12 protein-coding genes are annotated in these 15,252 nt (G+C 73.9%); 10 read left to right on the top strand and 2 right to left on the bottom strand.

The genetic code is table 11. The features are described from left to right. Positions 1-194: 194 nt before the first annotated feature. The 5 genes from D7M15_RS19845 (at position 195) to D7M15_RS19825 (ending at position 7,613) form a co-directional block, all read left to right on the top strand. The gene (locus D7M15_RS19845; protein WP_121518748.1) at positions 195-1,916 is read left to right on the top strand and encodes a fumarate hydratase; all 1,722 of its coding nucleotides are present in this window, start codon (positions 195-197) and stop codon (positions 1,914-1,916) included. 69 nt (positions 1,917-1,985) lie between these two features. Continuing rightward, positions 1,986-3,392 (top strand): class II fumarate hydratase, encoded by a 1,407-nt coding sequence (locus D7M15_RS19840; RefSeq protein WP_121518747.1) that lies wholly within the window; start codon positions 1,986-1,988, stop codon positions 3,390-3,392. A gap of 125 nt (positions 3,393-3,517) precedes the next feature. Then, the gene (locus D7M15_RS19835; protein ID WP_121518746.1) at positions 3,518-4,336 is read left to right on the top strand and encodes a DUF402 domain-containing protein; all 819 of its coding nucleotides are present in this window, start codon (positions 3,518-3,520) and stop codon (positions 4,334-4,336) included. A 157-nt stretch (positions 4,337-4,493) separates the two neighbouring features. Then, positions 4,494-5,174: a class I SAM-dependent methyltransferase gene (locus D7M15_RS19830; protein WP_121518745.1), complete on the top strand. Its 681-nt coding sequence runs from the start codon at positions 4,494-4,496 to the stop codon at positions 5,172-5,174. 60 nt (positions 5,175-5,234) lie between these two features. Further along, the gene (locus D7M15_RS19825; protein ID WP_240649386.1) at positions 5,235-7,613 is read left to right on the top strand and encodes a SpoIIE family protein phosphatase; all 2,379 of its coding nucleotides are present in this window, start codon (positions 5,235-5,237) and stop codon (positions 7,611-7,613) included. A 92-nt stretch (positions 7,614-7,705) separates the two neighbouring features. Here the strand turns inward: D7M15_RS19825 and D7M15_RS19820 are convergent, their stop codons facing one another. Then, positions 7,706-8,239 (bottom strand): carboxymuconolactone decarboxylase family protein, encoded by a 534-nt coding sequence (locus D7M15_RS19820; protein ID WP_121518744.1) that lies wholly within the window; start codon positions 8,237-8,239, stop codon positions 7,706-7,708. Between the two features lie 216 nt (positions 8,240-8,455). On the opposite strand from D7M15_RS19820, the gene D7M15_RS19815 reads away from it, so the two are divergent. The 5 genes from D7M15_RS19815 to D7M15_RS19795 all read left to right on the top strand — a co-directional run bounded on the left by D7M15_RS19815 (position 8,456) and on the right by D7M15_RS19795 (position 13,654). Then, entirely contained in the window at positions 8,456-8,980 is a 525-nt protein-coding gene (locus tag D7M15_RS19815) for a PadR family transcriptional regulator (protein WP_121518743.1), read from the top strand. Next, positions 8,977-9,672, top strand: coding sequence for an ABC transporter ATP-binding protein (locus D7M15_RS19810; RefSeq protein ID WP_121518742.1), 696 nt, complete (start codon positions 8,977-8,979; stop codon positions 9,670-9,672). Before D7M15_RS19815 ends, D7M15_RS19810 begins: the two co-directional genes overlap by 4 nt. Next, positions 9,669-12,143 carry an FtsX-like permease family protein gene (locus D7M15_RS19805; RefSeq protein WP_240649385.1) on the top strand — a complete coding sequence of 825 codons (2,475 nt, stop codon included), beginning with the start codon at positions 9,669-9,671 and terminating at the stop codon, positions 12,141-12,143. Before D7M15_RS19810 ends, D7M15_RS19805 begins: the two co-directional genes overlap by 4 nt. 285 nt (positions 12,144-12,428) lie before the next feature. After that, positions 12,429-13,325 (top strand): SPFH domain-containing protein, encoded by an 897-nt coding sequence (locus D7M15_RS19800; protein WP_240649695.1) that lies wholly within the window; start codon positions 12,429-12,431, stop codon positions 13,323-13,325. 110 nt (positions 13,326-13,435) lie between these two features. Next, positions 13,436-13,654, top strand: a complete 219-nt coding sequence (locus D7M15_RS19795) for a hypothetical protein (RefSeq protein ID WP_121521064.1) — start codon at positions 13,436-13,438, stop codon at positions 13,652-13,654. Positions 13,655-13,740: 86 nt separating this feature from the next. Here the strand turns inward: D7M15_RS19795 and D7M15_RS19790 are convergent, their stop codons facing one another. Then, complete coding sequence (locus D7M15_RS19790) at positions 13,741-15,234, bottom strand: AI-2E family transporter (protein ID WP_121518740.1); 1,494 nt, start codon at positions 15,232-15,234, stop codon at positions 13,741-13,743. Positions 15,235-15,252 lie beyond the last annotated feature (18 nt).

Raw genomic sequence — 15,252 nt, 5'->3', positions numbered from 1 at the left:
GCTCACCGCCGGGCGCCGCGCCGCGTCACCGCTCGCGTGTCCGGCCTGCTTGTCGAGCGGGGGTTCGTCGAGCGGGAATCCAGTCACGCCACCCAGAGTACCCAGACGCGATAGATCGCGACTACCCCGGAACGGGAGGCGCTCGCCGCGCGTTCTACGCTGGGACGCGCTCACCGCCGAGAGGAAGTTGTCCGATGGCCGCCAGCCCCACCCGTACCGCCGGTTCCGCCGACTCCGGCCCGCAGCGACCGGAGTTCGCCTACACGGACCTGCTGCCGCTCGGCCCGGACGACACGCCGTACCGTCTGGTGACCGCCGAGGGCGTGCGGACCTTCGAGGCGGACGGGCGCACGTTCCTGTCCGTCGCGCCGGAGGCGCTGCGCACGCTGGCCGCCGAGGCGATGCACGACATCTCGCACTACCTGCGGCCCGCCCACCTCGCGCAGCTGCGCCGCATCCTGGACGACCCGGAGGCCAGCCCCAACGACCGCTTCGTCGCCCTCGACCTGCTGAAGAACGCGAACATCGCCGCCGCCGGCGTCCTCCCCATGTGCCAGGACACCGGCACCGCCATCGTGATGGGCAAGCGCGGACAGCAGGTCCTCACGCACGGCGGCGACGAGGCGGCGCTCTCGCACGGCATCCACGACGCGTACACGAAGCTCAACCTGCGCTACTCGCAGATGGCCCCGCTGACGATGTGGGACGAGCGGAACACGGGCACGAACCTGCCCGCGCAGATCGAGCTGTACGCGACGGACGGCGACGCGTACAAGTTCCTGTTCATGGCCAAGGGCGGCGGCAGCGCGAACAAGTCCTTCCTCTACCAGGAGACGAAGGCGGTGCTGAACGAGGGCTCGATGATGAGGTTCCTGGAGGAGAAGATCCGTTCGCTGGGCACCGCCGCCTGCCCGCCGTACCACTTGGCGGTAGTCGTCGGCGGCACCAGCGCCGAGTTCGCGCTGAAGACCGCCAAGTACGCCTCCGCGCACTACCTGGACGAGCTGCCCGGCGAGGGCTCGCCCGGCGGGCACGGTTTCCGGGACCGGGAGCTGGAGCAGCGGGTGTTCGAGCTGACGCAGCGCATCGGCATCGGCGCGCAGTTCGGCGGCAAGTACTTCTGCCACGACGTGCGGGTCGTACGGCTGCCGCGGCACGGCGCGTCCTGCCCCGTCGCGATCGCCGTGTCCTGCTCGGCGGACCGCCAGGCGCTGGCGAAGATCACGGCCGAGGGCGTCTTCCTGGAGCAGCTGGAGACGGACCCGGCGCGCTTCCTGCCGGAGACGACCGGCGAGGAGCTGGCCGAGCAGGACACGGCGGACGTGGTGCGGATCGACCTGACGCGGCCGATGTCGGAGATCCGCTCGGAGCTGTCCCGGCACCCGGTGAAGACCCGGCTCTCACTGACCGGCCCGCTGGTCGTCGCGCGCGACATCGCGCACGCCAAGATCAAGGAGCGGCTGGACGCGGGCGAGGAGATGCCCGCGTACCTCCGTGACCACGCCGTCTACTACGCGGGCCCGGCGAAGACCCCGGAGGGGTACGCCTCGGGCTCGTTCGGGCCGACGACGGCGGGCCGCATGGACGCGTACGTGGAGCAGTTCCAGGCCGCGGGCGGCTCGTTCGTGATGCTCGCCAAGGGCAACCGCAGCAAGCAGGTCACCGACGCCTGCGCGGCGCACGGCGGCTTCTACCTCGGCTCGATCGGCGGCCCGGCGGCCCGGCTCGCGCAGGACTGCATCAAGAAGGTGGAGGTCCTGGAGTACGCGGAGCTGGGCATGGAGGCGGTCTGGCGGATCGAGGTGGAGGACTTCCCGGCGTTCGTGGTCGTGGACGACAAGGGGAACGACTTCTTCACCGACCCCGGCCCGGCGCAGCCGTTCGTGACGTCCATCCCGGTCGGCCCCGGCCGGTAGCCCGGCGGTCGGCCCCGCGCGGCACCGTACGACCGCGGCGGAACCGTACGGCCGCAGTAGATTCGAGGCATGAGCGACGACGCGGCGGACGACACCGGTTTCCGTACGGAGCACGACTCCATGGGCGAGGTGCGCGTCCCCGCGCACGCCAAGTGGCGGGCGCAGACGCAGCGCGCCGTGGAGAACTTCCCGATCAGCGGCCAGCGCCTGGAACGCGCGCACATCCGGGCGCTGGCCGAGATCAAGGCGGCGGCCGCCGTGGTCAACGCCGAGCTGGGCGTGCTCGACGCGGAGCGCGCGGCGGCCGTACGGGAGGCGGCGGAGGAGGTCGCCGACGGGCGCTGGGACGAGCACTTCCCCGTCGACGTGTTCCAGACGGGCTCCGGCACGTCCTCCAACATGAACATGAACGAGGTCGTGGCCACCCTCGCCACCGAGCGCCTCGGCTCCCCCGTGCACCCCAACGACCACGTCAACGCCAGCCAGTCGTCCAACGACGTCTTCCCCTCCTCCCTCCACATCGCCGCCACCGCCGCCGTAACCGACGACCTGATCCCGGCCCTGGAGCACCTCGCGGCGGCCCTGACGCGGAAGTCGGAGGAGTTCGCGGACGTCGTGAAGTCCGGCCGTACGCATCTGATGGACGCCACGCCCGTGACCCTGGGCCAGGAGTTCGGCGGCTACGCGGCACAGGTGCGCTACGGCGTGGAGCGGCTGCGGGCGTCCCTGCCGCGGCTGGCGGAGCTGCCGTTGGGCGGCACGGCCGTCGGCACCGGCATCAACACTCCCCCGGGCTTCGCCGCGCGGGTCATCGCGGAGACCGCCCGCACGACCGGGCTGCCGCTGACGGAGGCCCGCGACCACTTCGAGGCGCAGGGCGCCCGGGACGCGCTGGTGGAGACGTCGGGCCAGCTGCGTACGGTCGCGGTGGGCCTGACGAAGATCTGCAACGACCTGCGGTGGATGGCCTCCGGCCCGCGCACCGGCCTCGCGGAGATCGCGCTGCCGGACCTCCAGCCGGGTTCGTCGATCATGCCGGGGAAGGTCAACCCGGTCGTCCCGGAGGCGGTGTTGATGGTCGCGGCGCAGGTCACGGGGAACGACGCGACGGTGGCGGCGGCCGGTGCGGCGGGCAGCTTCGAGCTGAACGTGATGTTGCCGGTGATGGCGAAGAACCTGCTGGAGTCCGTACGGCTGCTGGCGAACGCCTCGCGGCTGCTCGCGGACCGCACCGTGGACGGCGTCACGGCGGACCGGGAACGGGCGCGGGAGTACGCGGAGTCGTCGCCGTCGGTGGTGACGCCGCTGAACAGGTACCTCGGTTACGAGAACGCCGCCGCCGTCGCGAAGCGGGCGCTGGCCGAGCGCACGACGATCCGCGAGGCCGTCCTCGCCGCCGGGCACGTGGAACGCGGCGACCTCACGCTGGAGCAGCTGGACGAGGCGCTCGACGTGCTGCGGATGACGCACCCGTAGGCCGACCCCGGGCCACCCGGGGGCCCGGGTCCGGTCGGGACGCCCCCGCGTACGCCCCCCGCCCGAACGGGTGCCCTGCGGCATGCGTCACGGCGCGCCACGGGCGTCCCCACTACGCTCTGCCCATGACAGCGGACACGGCGGGATCGCGTACGGGTGACCGTGACGGCGCCCCCGGCAGCCGCCGGGGCGGCGCCCGGCGCGCGTGGGCGCCCGGGGACCGGGTCCTGTGGCGGTACCGCGCCAACGGCGCCGGGCGGGACGGCGTCCCGCACATCTGCCGCCCGGTGACCGTCGTCCGGGACACCCCGGACCTGCTGGCCGTGTGGGTCGCCCCGGGCACGGTCTGCGTCAAGCCGCAGCTCGCGGACGGTACGCCGGTGCACCGCGAGCCGCTGGCCACCCGCTACACGAAGCCCCGTACGACGGTGACCAGCCCGTGGTTCGGCACCGGGGTGCTGAAGCTGGCGCGGCCCGGCGACCCCTGGTCGGTGTGGCTGTTCTGGGACCGCGGCTGGCGCTTCAAGAACTTCTACGTGAACCTGGAGGAGCCCCGGACCCGCTGGTCCGGAGGCGTCGACTCCGAGGACCACTTCCTCGACATCGTGGTCCTCCCCGACGGGCGCTGGGAGTGGCGGGACGAGGACGAGTTCGCGGAGGCCCGACGCGTCGGCCTGCTGGACGAGGCGGGTGCCCGGCGGGTGCGGGAGGCGGGGCGTGCCGCGGTGGAGGAGATCCGGGAGTGGGGATCGCCGTACGCGGACGGCTGGGAGCGCTGGCGCCCGGACCCGCGCTGGCCGGTGCCGTCGCTGCCGGACGACTGGGACCGCGCGCCGGAGCCGGACGCCGTGGAGCGGGCGGCGGGGCCGGGGGCGCTGGACCGCCCTCCGGCGCAGGCGGAGGGGCCCGTACGGCGCGCGCGGAACGGCGGTTCGGCGCCGTGAGGCGGGCCTGTCGATCACAGCCGGGCGACAACCTCCGTGCACCCCTTGATGCGCCCCCCGGTCGCAAACGTAGGATCAAGCTCCGTAAACATGACGCTGCTGCGCAACTCCCATCCCCACCAGGGGACTTGGCACCAGGCCGGAGAGGAGCCCTCACATGAGCAGCACCGACGGCCAGGGGGCCTACGCGGGCTTCAACCGGTCGGAGATGGACCGCAGCGGCCAGGCCGAGGCGTTCGACCTGATCGGCGACCGCTACGACGAGGCGTTCCCGCACAAGGAGGGCCAGCTCGCGGCGGGTGCCTGGCTGGCGGCCGAGCTGCCGCCCGGCTCCCGCGTGCTCGACCTCGGCTGCGGTACGGGGCTGCCCACCGCGCGGCAGCTCGTCGAGGCGGGACACGAGGTGGTCGGCACGGACCTGTCGCCCGGGATGCTCAAGCTGGCGCGGGAGAACGTGCCCGGCGCGGAGTTCCACCGGGTGGACATCGCCGACACGGAGCGGCAGGCGCTGGGCCCGTTCGACGGTGTCACCGCCTTCTTCTCGGTGCTGATGCTGCCGCGTGAGGAGATCCCGTACGCCCTGCGCATGCTGCACGGGCAGTTGCGCGAGGGCGGGCTGATGGCCCTGGGGATGGTGGAAGCGGATGTGAACGATTTCTCGATACCGTTCCTGGGTAACACGATCCGGGTATCCGGCTACCTCAGAGAGGATCTGCGCCGGATCGTGCGCGACACCGGGTTCGAACTCGTCGGGGAGGACGCGTACGCCTTCGCCCCGGCCAGCACGGAAGTACCCCCCGAGATCCAGCTCTTCCTGCATTGCCGACGGCGTGCCTAGGCCCGCCGCCCCGCGAGCAGAAAGCTCAGGGCGCGCGCCTGGCGCGCAAGCCCCGGACGGATGGAAACCCAACGCGTGACGGAGCACGAAACCCCCGCGGCGAGCAGAGCCGAGCCGCCGGACCCGCCGACAGGGCCGCCCGCCGGTCCTGCCGCGGCCACGCCCGCGGACGGCGCCGCACCACCGGCCGGTGGCACGGCGGACCGGCCCGCGCCGTACGAGTCCGCGCCGTACGAGGACGAGACGGCGCACGCCGCCGTCCCCGACCCCCGCGAGCAGGCGGCCGCGCCGGTGCGCGGCGACGGGCGTCGAAGGGGGTCCGGTACCGCCGGTGACGCGGGTAGCGTGAGCGACGTGGGTGACGCGGCGGGTACGAGTGGGACGAGCGGCGGTGGTGCGGAGCGCGCCACGGGCGGCGGCAAGACGACCGGCGCCAAGTCGGCGCGCAAGCGCGCGGGCGCGAAGCGCCCGACGGCGGCGCGGGCGCAGAGCGCGGCGGGCGACCGTTCGGCCGCGGCGGCGACCAGCAGACGCCGACCGGAGGACGCGGCGGACCTCGACCGGAACGCGGCACGCGGCGCGGCCCGGCGGCGTACGACGGGCACGGTGGCGCCGGAGGCGACCGCCGCGGCGGAGCAGGCGGGCGGCCCGGCGACGGGCGGTCCCGGCGACGCGGCGACCACTCCCGCACCCGCACCGGCCGCGCCCCTGAGCGCGGAGGACGGCGAGACCGCCGAGCGGGAGCGGCGCGGCGGCGACCGGCTGCGCTTCGTCGGCGCGGCCACACGGCGCATCGCGCGCGGCGTGGACCTCGACGAGACGGTCCTCGGGCTGTGCCGGGCCAGCGTGCCCGCGTACTCGGACGCCATCCTGGTGTACCTGCGCGACCCGCTGCCCGTCGGTGACGAGCGCCCGTCCAGCCCGTTCGTGCTGCGGCTGCGGCGCAGCGACCGCATCCCGGAGGCGCAGCACCCCGACAGCGGGCTGCCGCTCCTCTTCGGGCAGCCGGACGCGGCGACGTCGGGCGCCGCCGAGCACACCAACGTGCAGCCGGGCGGCCCGCTGGCCGAGGTGCTGCGCGGCGTACGTCCCGTCTTCGCCGACTCGGACTCCGCCAGCTCCGCCCTGCCCGAACTGCTCGGCCCGGACTGCGAGCTGCCGGACGGCCACCGCGCCGTCCTCGCCCCGCTGCGCGGGCGGCGCCGGGTGATCGGCGCGGCGGTGTTCCTGCGCCGCCCGGAGCGGCCCGCGTTCGAGCCGGACGACCTGCTCGTCGCGGCCCAGCTGGCGACGCACACGGCGCTGGGCGTGGACAAGGCGGTGCTGTACGGGCGCGAGGCGTACATCGCTGACGAGTTGCAGCGCACGATGCTCCCGGACGCCCTGCCGCAGCCCACCGGCTGCACGCTCGCCAGCCGCTACCTGCCCGCGGCCGAGACCGCGCGCGTCGGCGGCGACTGGTACGACGCGATCCCGCTGCCCGGCAGCCGGGTCGCGCTGGTCGTGGGCGACGTGATGGGCCACTCGATGACGTCGGCCGCGATCATGGGCCAGCTGCGTACGACCGCGCAGACGCTCGCCGGGCTGGACCTGCCGCCGCAGGAGGTGCTGCACCACCTCGACGACCAGGCCCAGCGGCTGGGCAGCGACCGGATGGCCACCTGCCTGTACGCGGTCTACGACCCGGTCGCGCACCGCCTGCTGGTGGCGAACGCGGGGCATCCGCCGCCCGTCATGCTGCACCGGGACGGGCGCGCCGAGGTGCTGCGGATACCGGCGGGCGCGCCGATCGGGGTCGGTGGCGTCGACTTCGAGGCGGTGGAGCTGGACGCGCCGGAGGGCGCGACGCTGCTGCTGTACACGGACGGGCTGGTCGAGTCGCGCGTACGCGACGTGTGGACCGGCATCGACTTCCTGCGCCAGAAGCTGGCCGACACGGCCCGGCTGACCCGGCCGGGCACGGCGCCGCCGCTGGAGCCGCTGTGCGACGAGGTGCTGGACATCCTCGGGCCCGGCGACCGGGACGACGACATCGCGCTGCTGGCCGCCCGCTTCGACGGGATAACCCCGAGCGACGTCGCGTACTGGTATCTGGACCCGCGCGCCCAGACCGCGGGCCAGGCCCGGCGGCTGGCCCGGCGCGCGCTGGCGCGCTGGGACCTGGAGGAGCTGTCGGACTCGGTCGAGCTGCTGGTCAGCGAGGTCGTGACGAACGCCGTCCGGTACGCGGAGCGCCCCATCACGCTGCGCCTGCTGCGTACGGACATGCTCCGCTGCGAGGTCGGCGACGACGTGCCGCAGCTGCCGCGGCTGCGGCAGGCGCGCGCGACGGACGAGGGCGGGCGCGGCCTGTACCTCGTCAACCGGATCGCCCGGCGCTGGGGGGCGACGCGGCTGTCGACGGGCAAGGTGGTCTGGTTCGAACTCCCGCTGCCGTAGCGGTTCTTCGGACAGCGGACGGGGCGGCACCGGGGCACCGGTGACCGCCCCTCGGCGTGCCCGGGGCGGCTCGCGGGCCACCGGCGCGCGCGTCAGTCGCCGAGCACCGCCTCCGCGTCCAGCGTGGTGCCCGCGGCCTGGATGACCGCCGCGATCCGGAACGCCTCCTGGACCGCCTCCCGTTCGACGCCCGCCCGGCGCAGGGCGCGCTCGTGCGCGTCGAGGCAGGCGCCGCAGCCGTGGACCGCGGAGACGGCGAGCGCCCAGGTCTCGTGGTCGATCCGGTCGACCCCGGGGTGGCCGAGGACGTTCGTCCGCAGGCCCGCACGGAGAGTGACGTACGCGGGGTCGGAGAGCAGGTGGCGGCCGCGGTGGAAGACGTTGGTCATCGCCATGGCCGAGGCGGCGGCCTTCGCCGCCGTGTACTCCGCGGGCGTCAACTCCTCGCGCGCCTGCGGTCCGAGGGCGCGCAGCACGGGTGGGGAGCGTACGGCGACGGCGCAGGCGAGCACCGTTCCCCAGAGGCGTGGCCGGGGCAGCGGGGAGCGTCCGATGACGGAGCGCAGGTTCGCGCCGAGGTCCCCGGCGTAGTCCGGCAGTGCCGCGACGAGGTCGTCCAGTGCCATGCCGCCTCCCTGTGGTCGGCTCCACGGTGCCACATCCGAGGGGGTGGACGTGCGGCGGTCGTACGGCGGTCCGCGCGGCGGTCGTACGTGCCCCGTAGGCCGCCGGGAACCGGCCGGAGCGGCATCATCGCAGCTCAGCGGCTCACCATGGGCGTACACAGAACTCTGCACCCGATGTATACGCAAGGTGTATACACGTGGTGTAGAGTCCCCGGCATGTCCATCAGCCACACCCTGCTCGGTCTCCTGGAGTCCGGCCCCCGCCACGGGTACGACCTCAAGCGCGCCTTCGACGAGCGCTTCGGCCACGACCGCCCCCTGCACTACGGGCAGGTCTACTCGACGATGTCGCGCCTGCTGAAGAACGGCCTCATCGAGGTCGACGGCGTCGAGGCGGGCGGTGGTCCAGAGCGCAAGCGGTACGCCATCACCGACGCCGGTGTCACCGACGTCGCCGAGTGGCTGGCGCGCCCGGAGAAGCCGGAGCCGTACCTCCAGAGCGTCCTCTACACGAAGGTCGTCCTCGCGCTGCTCACGGAGCGTGACGCCGCCGAACTCCTGGACACCCAGCGCGCGGAGCACCTGCGGCTGATGCGCGACCTCACCCGCCGAAAGAAGGACGGAGACCTCGCGGACCAACTGATCTGCGACCACGCGCTCTTCCACCTTGAGGCCGACCTGCGCTGGCTCGAACTGACCGCCGCGCGCCTCGACAAGCTCGCGAAGGAGGTGCGGCGATGACCACGCCCACCGCGACGGGCGCGCTCCTCAGCGCGCACGACCTGCACAAGACGTACGGCAGCACGCCCGCCCTGGCCGGGGCCGACTTCCAGATCCACGCCGGGGAGGTCGTCGCCGTCATGGGCCCGTCGGGCTCCGGCAAGTCCACCCTGCTGCACTGCCTCGCCGGGATCGTGCCGCCGGACTCGGGGACCGTGCGTTACAAGGACCGCGACCTGTCCGCGATGGCCGACGCCGGGAGGAGCGCGCTGCGCCGCTCGGAGTTCGGCTTCGTGTTCCAGTTCGGGCAGTTGGTGCCGGAGCTGACCTGTACGGAGAACGTGGCGCTGCCGCTGCGTCTCGTCGGCGTGCACCGCAAGGAGGCCAACGCCCGCGCCCGCGAGTGGCTGGAGCGGCTGGAGGTCGACGACGTCCACGACCACCGGCCCGGCCAGGTCTCCGGCGGCCAGGGCCAGCGCGTGGCCATCGCGCGCGCCCTCGTCGGCAACCCCGGGGTGATCTTCGCGGACGAGCCCACCGGCGCGCTCGACTCGCTCAACGGCGAGCGCGTGATGGAGCTGCTCACGGACGCCGCCCGGGACACCCGCGCGGCCGTCGTCCTGGTCACCCACGAGTCGCGGGTGGCGGCGTACTCCGACCGCGAGGTCGTCGTACGGGACGGCAAGGCACGGGACATGGCGGGCGTCGGATGACGGGCACGAGGACACCCCCACGGGTGCGTACGGGGGCGGCGCCGCCCGACGGCGCCGACGGGTCCCGCGGCGGCGACGGCGGCGGGCACGGCGGCGGCGGCTCCGGTGGTTCTCGCGGCTCGCGCGGCTCGCGCGGCTCACGCGGCTCCGGCGGCGGGTGGCTGGCGGACCTGGCGATGGGCGCGCGGTTCGCGGTCGGCGGCGGGCGCGAGGGCTGGACCCGTACGGCGCTCACGGCGCTCGGTGTCGGCCTCGGCGTCGCCGTGCTGCTGCTGGCGGCGTCCGTGCCGCACATGATGGCCGCGCGCGAGGCGCGGAGCGACGCGCGGAACACGATGGGCATCGACGAGATGGTGCCCAAGTCGGACCGGTCGGCGCTCTTCGCGGACGTCAGCACCCAGTTCCGCGGGGACGGCGTCGACGGCCAGGTCGTCAGACCGGAGGGCGCGCATCCGCCCGTACCGCCGGGCCTGGACGCGCTCCCGGCGAACGGCGAGATGGCCGCGTCCCCCGCGCTGAGGAAGCTGCTGGAGTCGGACGAGGGTGAGCTGCTCCGGGAGCGGCTGCCGTACCGGATCACCGGCACCATCGCGGACGAGGGCCTGACCGGCCCGACGGAGCTGCTGTTCTACGCGGGCGACGAGAACCTCGACGACGGCCCCTTCACCTCGGCGATGCGGGTCGACAGGTTCGAGGAGCCCGCCGAGGCGCCACCGCTCCAGCCCGAGCTGGTCATCCTGTTGATCGTCATCTGCGTCGTCCTGCTGCTGCCGGTGGCCGCGTTCATCGCCGCCGCCGTGCGCTTCGGCGGCGAGCGCCGCGACCGCAGGCTGGCGGCGCTGCGGCTGGTCGGCGCGGACACCCGGATGACCCACCGGGTGGCCGCGGGCGAGGCGGCGACCGGCGCGCTGCTCGGACTGCTGGTGGGCGGCGCGGTGTTCCTGCCGATGCGGCAGCTGATCGGGGTGGTGGAGAGCCAGCGGTTCACGGCGTTCCCGACCGATGTGACTCCCGGCGCGGGCTTCCTGGCCCTGATCCTGCTCGGCGTCCCGGCCTGCGCCGTCGCGGTGTCCCTCCTGGCGCTGCGCGGCGTGGTCATCGAACCGCTGGGCGTCGTACGGAGGTCGAGCCCGCCGCGACGGCGCCTCTGGTGGCGGCTGGTCCCCACGGTGGTGGGTCTGGCGCTGCTCCTGCCCCGGCTGAACGGCTTCGACAGCGTGTCCACGGCCGCCACGTACCAGGTCGCGGGCGGCATCGTGCTCGTCCTCGTCGGGGTCACGGCGATGCTGCCGTGGCTGGTGGAGGCGGCCGTACGGCGGCTGCGGGGCGGTGCGGTGCCGTTCCAACTGGCCGTACGGCGGCTCCAGTTGGACAGCGGTACGGCGGCGCGCGCGGTCAGCGGGATCACGGTGGCGGTGGCCGGGGCGATCGCGTTGCAGATGCTGTTCACGTCCGTCGAACAGGACCAGACGGAGGACACCGGCCGCTCGGACCGCGCCGACCTGATGGTCTCCACCCAGTACGAACTGGGGGCGCCCGCACAGCTGTCGCGGAAGCTGGCCGAGACCAAGGGCGTCGCCTCGACCCTGGACGTCACGACGGGGTACGTGGAGCTGACGGGGAAGCAGGCCGAGGCGGGGGGCGAGAACATCGCGGTCGCCGGATGCACCGCGATCACGCGGATCGTCCGCACCGACTCCTGCCGGAACGGCGACACGTTCGTCGTCGACCTCCCGGCCAAACGGATCGGCCCGGACCCCGTGCGCGCCGGGTCCGTGGTGGACCTCACCGGGGGCGACGACGGCGAGGGCGGCAAGCACCGCCCGGACCACTGGACCGTACCGGAGGACGCGCCCACGGTGCGGTCGCGCCCGAGCGAGCTGGGCAACTTCGTGCCGCGCGTCCTCGCCACCCCGGGGGCGCTCTCCGAGAAGCGGCTGGCGAACGGCACCACCGAGACGTACGTGACCCTCGACCGGGACGTGCCGGACGCCGCGGAGCACGTACGGAACACGGCCGCCGCGTTCGACCCGACGATGTACGTGTCGAAGCTGGAGTCGCAGCAGGCGTCGGACGAGTTCACGAGCATCAAGCGGGGGCTGTACCTGGGTGCCGTGGGCGTCCTGCTGCTGATCGGCGCCAGCATGGTCGTCTCCACGCTGGAGCAACTACGGGAGCGCAAGCGGCTGTTGTCGGTGCTGGTCGCGTTCGGCACGCGGCGTTCGACGCTCGCGTGGTCGGTGCTGTGGCAGACGGCCGTGCCGGTGCTGCTGGGGATGGCGCTGGCCGCCGTCACCGGGCTGGGGCTGGGCGTGGTGCTGCTGAGGATCACGGAGCAGCCGCTGTCCGTCGACTGGCGGGGCCTGGGCGGCATGACCGGGCTCGGGGGTGTGCTGATCCTGCTGGTGACGCTCGTCAGCATGCCGGTGCTGTGGCGCCTGATGCGGCCGGACGGGCTGCGTACGGAGTAGCGGGCGCACCGGGCGACGGGCCTCGCGACGGGGGCGCGCGGGGGTGAACGGGGGACGGGCGGTCCGGGCCACTGGCCGGGGCCGCCCGGCTTCGGTTAAAGTGCTATCACTTTGCTAGACGGCAGAGCGCGCACATCGCGACCATCGCCGCACCGACGGGGAGCCCGTATGACCAGTCAGCACCCAGTGGACCCGCAGCCCGCCCCGGACACCACGCCCCCGGTCGCGGACCACCCGGCCCCGGCCCCGAAGCCCGCTCCGGCCGCGACGCCGGACCTGCCGGACATGCCCTCCCCCGAGGTGCGCGAGATCGCCGCGCACAGCCTCCCCGGCGGCCTCGCCCTGCTGTTCGGCCTCGTCGGCGTACTGGTCGGCTCCGGGCTGACCGTGCTCGGCGGCGTCCTCGCCGGGGACGGCGCGCTCGGCCCCGTCCTCATCGTCGTCGGCGTACTCCTGCTGCTCGGCTCGGTGTTCGCGATGATCGGGCTGAACATGGTCGCGCCGGGCGAGGCCCGCGTCGTGCAGCTCTTCGGCCGGTACACGGGCACGATCCGTACGGACGGCCTCCGCTGGGTCAACCCGCTGACCACCCGCGCCAAGGTCTCCACCCGGGTCCGCAACCACGAGACGGCCGTCCTCAAGGTCAACGACGCGTACGGCAACCCGATCGAGCTGGCCGCCGTCGTCGTCTGGCAGATCGCCGACACCGCGCAGGCCAGCTTCGCCGTGGACGACTACCTGGAGTTCGTCTCCACCCAGACCGAGGCGGCGGTGCGGCATATCGCGATCGAGTACCCGTACGACGCCTACGACGAGGACGTCAGCTCCCTGCGCGGCAACGCCGAGGAGATCACCGAGAAGCTCGCCGTCGAACTGACCGCGCGCGTGCAGGCGGCCGGGGTGAAGATCATCGAGTCCCGCTTCACGCACCTCGCGTACGCGCCCGAGATCGCCTCCGCCATGCTCCAGCGGCAGCAGGCGGGCGCCGTCGTCGCCGCGCGCAAGACCATCGTCGACGGCGCGTGCGGCATGGTGGAGGACGCGGTGCTGCGCATCACCGAGCAGGGCCTCGTGGACCTGGACGAGGAGCGCCGGGCCACCATGGTCGGGAACCTGCTGGTGGTGCTCTGCGGCGACCGTTCGCCCCAGCCCGTACTGAACACCGGGTCCCTCTACCAGTGACCGGCCGCGCCGAGGACGGCACCGGGCCGGACGCCACGGCCCGCGACGCGGACACCGGGGAGACGGCGGACGCGCCCGGGGACCTCGAAGGAGCGTCCCCGGGGCGGCGGATGAGCCGCCAGCAGAAGCGCAAGCAGGTGCTGCTGCGGCTCGACCCGGCGGTGTACGAGGCGTTGGCGCGCTGGGCCGCCGCCGAACTCCGCTCCACCAACGCGCAGATCGACTACCTGCTGCGCAGATCCCTCAAGGACGCGCGGCGCCTCCCGAGGGACGCCGCCCCACCTCCGCGCCGCGGCCGCCCGCCGCGCGACGGGGGCGGACACGACTGAGCCCCGGACCGTACGCGGAAGGCGTACGGGCCGGGGCTCGGCCACGCGGTGGGCCACCGAGCGGGCGACCGGTCCGGGACGGCGGCTCAGGCGGCTCCGCCGCCGGGCAGGCCGGCGCCGCCGTCGGAGCCCCCGCCGGAACCCTCGGGCCCGCCGGGCAGGTCCGGCGTCGCCGCGCCGCCCGCCTCCGGGCGCGTGGCGGTGGCCGTGGCGCCGCCGCCGGGCTGCGCGCCGCTCTCGGTCACGGGGATCTCGCCGACGCCCGCCGTGCCCGGCAGCGCGGAGACGGCCGTGGCGCCGTGCGCGTGCGGCCCGTGCGGCTGAGGGGGCGTCTGGTCGTCGGAGTACGCGCGCAGATAGCCGACCACCGAGTTGGTGACCGCCACCAGCGGTACGGCCACGACCGCGCCGGGGATGCCCGCGATGAGGCTGCCGCCGGTGACGCCGAGGACGACGGCCAGCGGGTGGACGCGGACGAGGCGGCCGAGGATGAACGGCTGGAGGATGTGGCTCTCGATCTGCTGCACGACCAGGACCACCAGCAGCACCATCGCCGAGGTGAACACGCCGTTCGTGACGAGCGCGATCAGCACGGCGAGCGCGCCGGACATGACGGCGCCGACGATCGGGATGAACGCGAACAGGAAGATGAAGACGGCCAGCGGCACCGCCATCGGCACGTCCAGGAAGTAGATGCCGATGCCGATGAACACGGCGTCGATGAGGGCGACTATCACCGTGCCCTGCACGTAGCCGGTCAGCGTGGCCCAGGCGCGCGGCCCGGCGCCGGCGACGGCCTTGCGCGCGGGGCCGGGGACGAAGTTGAGCGTCCACTCCCAGATGCGCTTCCCGTCGTACAGCAGGAACAGCGTGACGAACACGGCGAGCAGCGCCCCGGTGAGGAACTCGAAGATCACCGTCACGCCCTCGATACCGGCGGTGGTGATCTCCTCGCTGTTGTTGCCGACGGACTCGCTGAGGTTCTCCGCGATGCCGTTGATCTGCTCCTCGGACACGTGGAACGGGCCGTCGATCGCCCAGGTCCGCAGGTCCTCGATGCCCTCCTGGACCCGGTCGGTCAGCGTCTCCAGGTTGTCCATCACCTGCCACACCACGAACCAGCCCATGAGGCCCATCACGGCCAGCCCCGCGATGAACGTGACGGCCGTGGCCAGCCCCTGCCCCAGCCCGATCCGGCGCAGCCGGGCGACGGTCGGCTGGAGCAGCGCGGTGACGAGCAGACCCGCGGCGAAGGCCATGATGAGCAGCCCGATGGAGCTGACCACCTTCATCAACACCCAGATGACACCGGCCAGTACGAGCAGCCGCCACCCGGCCTCGGCCGCGACCCGTACGCCCCACGGCACGACGGCCGCGGGTTCCGGCCGGGTCGGCGCGGTGTACGCGTACGCGGGGTGCGCGGGCTCCGGTACGGCCTCCCGCTCACCGCCGTCCTGCCGGGAGCCGTGCCGTACGGCCCCGCTCCCCCCGTCGGGCGCCGTCGCCCGCGCCCGACGCTCGGCGAGTCTCCCCGCCACGTCCTGAACGCCGCTCAGGAACCTGTCCACCCTGCGAGTCATGCCGCCCTCCGCCCCCCG

Origin of the sequence: Streptomyces sp. Z26, assembly GCF_003665095.1 — a bacterium.
Lineage (GTDB): Bacteria > Actinomycetota > Actinomycetes > Streptomycetales > Streptomycetaceae > Streptomyces > Streptomyces phytohabitans.
This window is presented reverse-complemented; position numbering and strand designations above follow the sequence as displayed.

What these genes read in the sequence shown, in the direction of transcription:
- D7M15_RS19845 (WP_121518748.1), top strand. Translation starts at nt 195, where the DNA reads ATGGCCGCCAGCCCCACCCGTACCGCCGGTTCCGCCGACTCCGGCCCG.
- D7M15_RS19840 (WP_121518747.1), top strand. Translation starts at nt 1,986, where the DNA reads ATGAGCGACGACGCGGCGGACGACACCGGTTTCCGTACGGAGCACGAC.
- D7M15_RS19835 (WP_121518746.1), top strand. Translation starts at nt 3,518, where the DNA reads ATGACAGCGGACACGGCGGGATCGCGTACGGGTGACCGTGACGGCGCC.
- D7M15_RS19830 (WP_121518745.1), top strand. Translation starts at nt 4,494, where the DNA reads ATGAGCAGCACCGACGGCCAGGGGGCCTACGCGGGCTTCAACCGGTCG.
- D7M15_RS19825 (WP_240649386.1), top strand. Translation starts at nt 5,235, where the DNA reads ATGGAAACCCAACGCGTGACGGAGCACGAAACCCCCGCGGCGAGCAGA.
- D7M15_RS19820 (WP_121518744.1), bottom strand. Translation starts at nt 8,239, where the DNA reads ATGGCACTGGACGACCTCGTCGCGGCACTGCCGGACTACGCCGGGGAC.
- D7M15_RS19815 (WP_121518743.1), top strand. Translation starts at nt 8,456, where the DNA reads ATGTCCATCAGCCACACCCTGCTCGGTCTCCTGGAGTCCGGCCCCCGC.
- D7M15_RS19810 (WP_121518742.1), top strand. Translation starts at nt 8,977, where the DNA reads ATGACCACGCCCACCGCGACGGGCGCGCTCCTCAGCGCGCACGACCTG.
- D7M15_RS19805 (WP_240649385.1), top strand. Translation starts at nt 9,669, where the DNA reads ATGACGGGCACGAGGACACCCCCACGGGTGCGTACGGGGGCGGCGCCG.
- D7M15_RS19800 (WP_240649695.1), top strand. Translation starts at nt 12,429, where the DNA reads ATGCCCTCCCCCGAGGTGCGCGAGATCGCCGCGCACAGCCTCCCCGGC.
- D7M15_RS19795 (WP_121521064.1), top strand. Translation starts at nt 13,436, where the DNA reads ATGAGCCGCCAGCAGAAGCGCAAGCAGGTGCTGCTGCGGCTCGACCCG.
- D7M15_RS19790 (WP_121518740.1), bottom strand. Translation starts at nt 15,234, where the DNA reads ATGACTCGCAGGGTGGACAGGTTCCTGAGCGGCGTTCAGGACGTGGCG.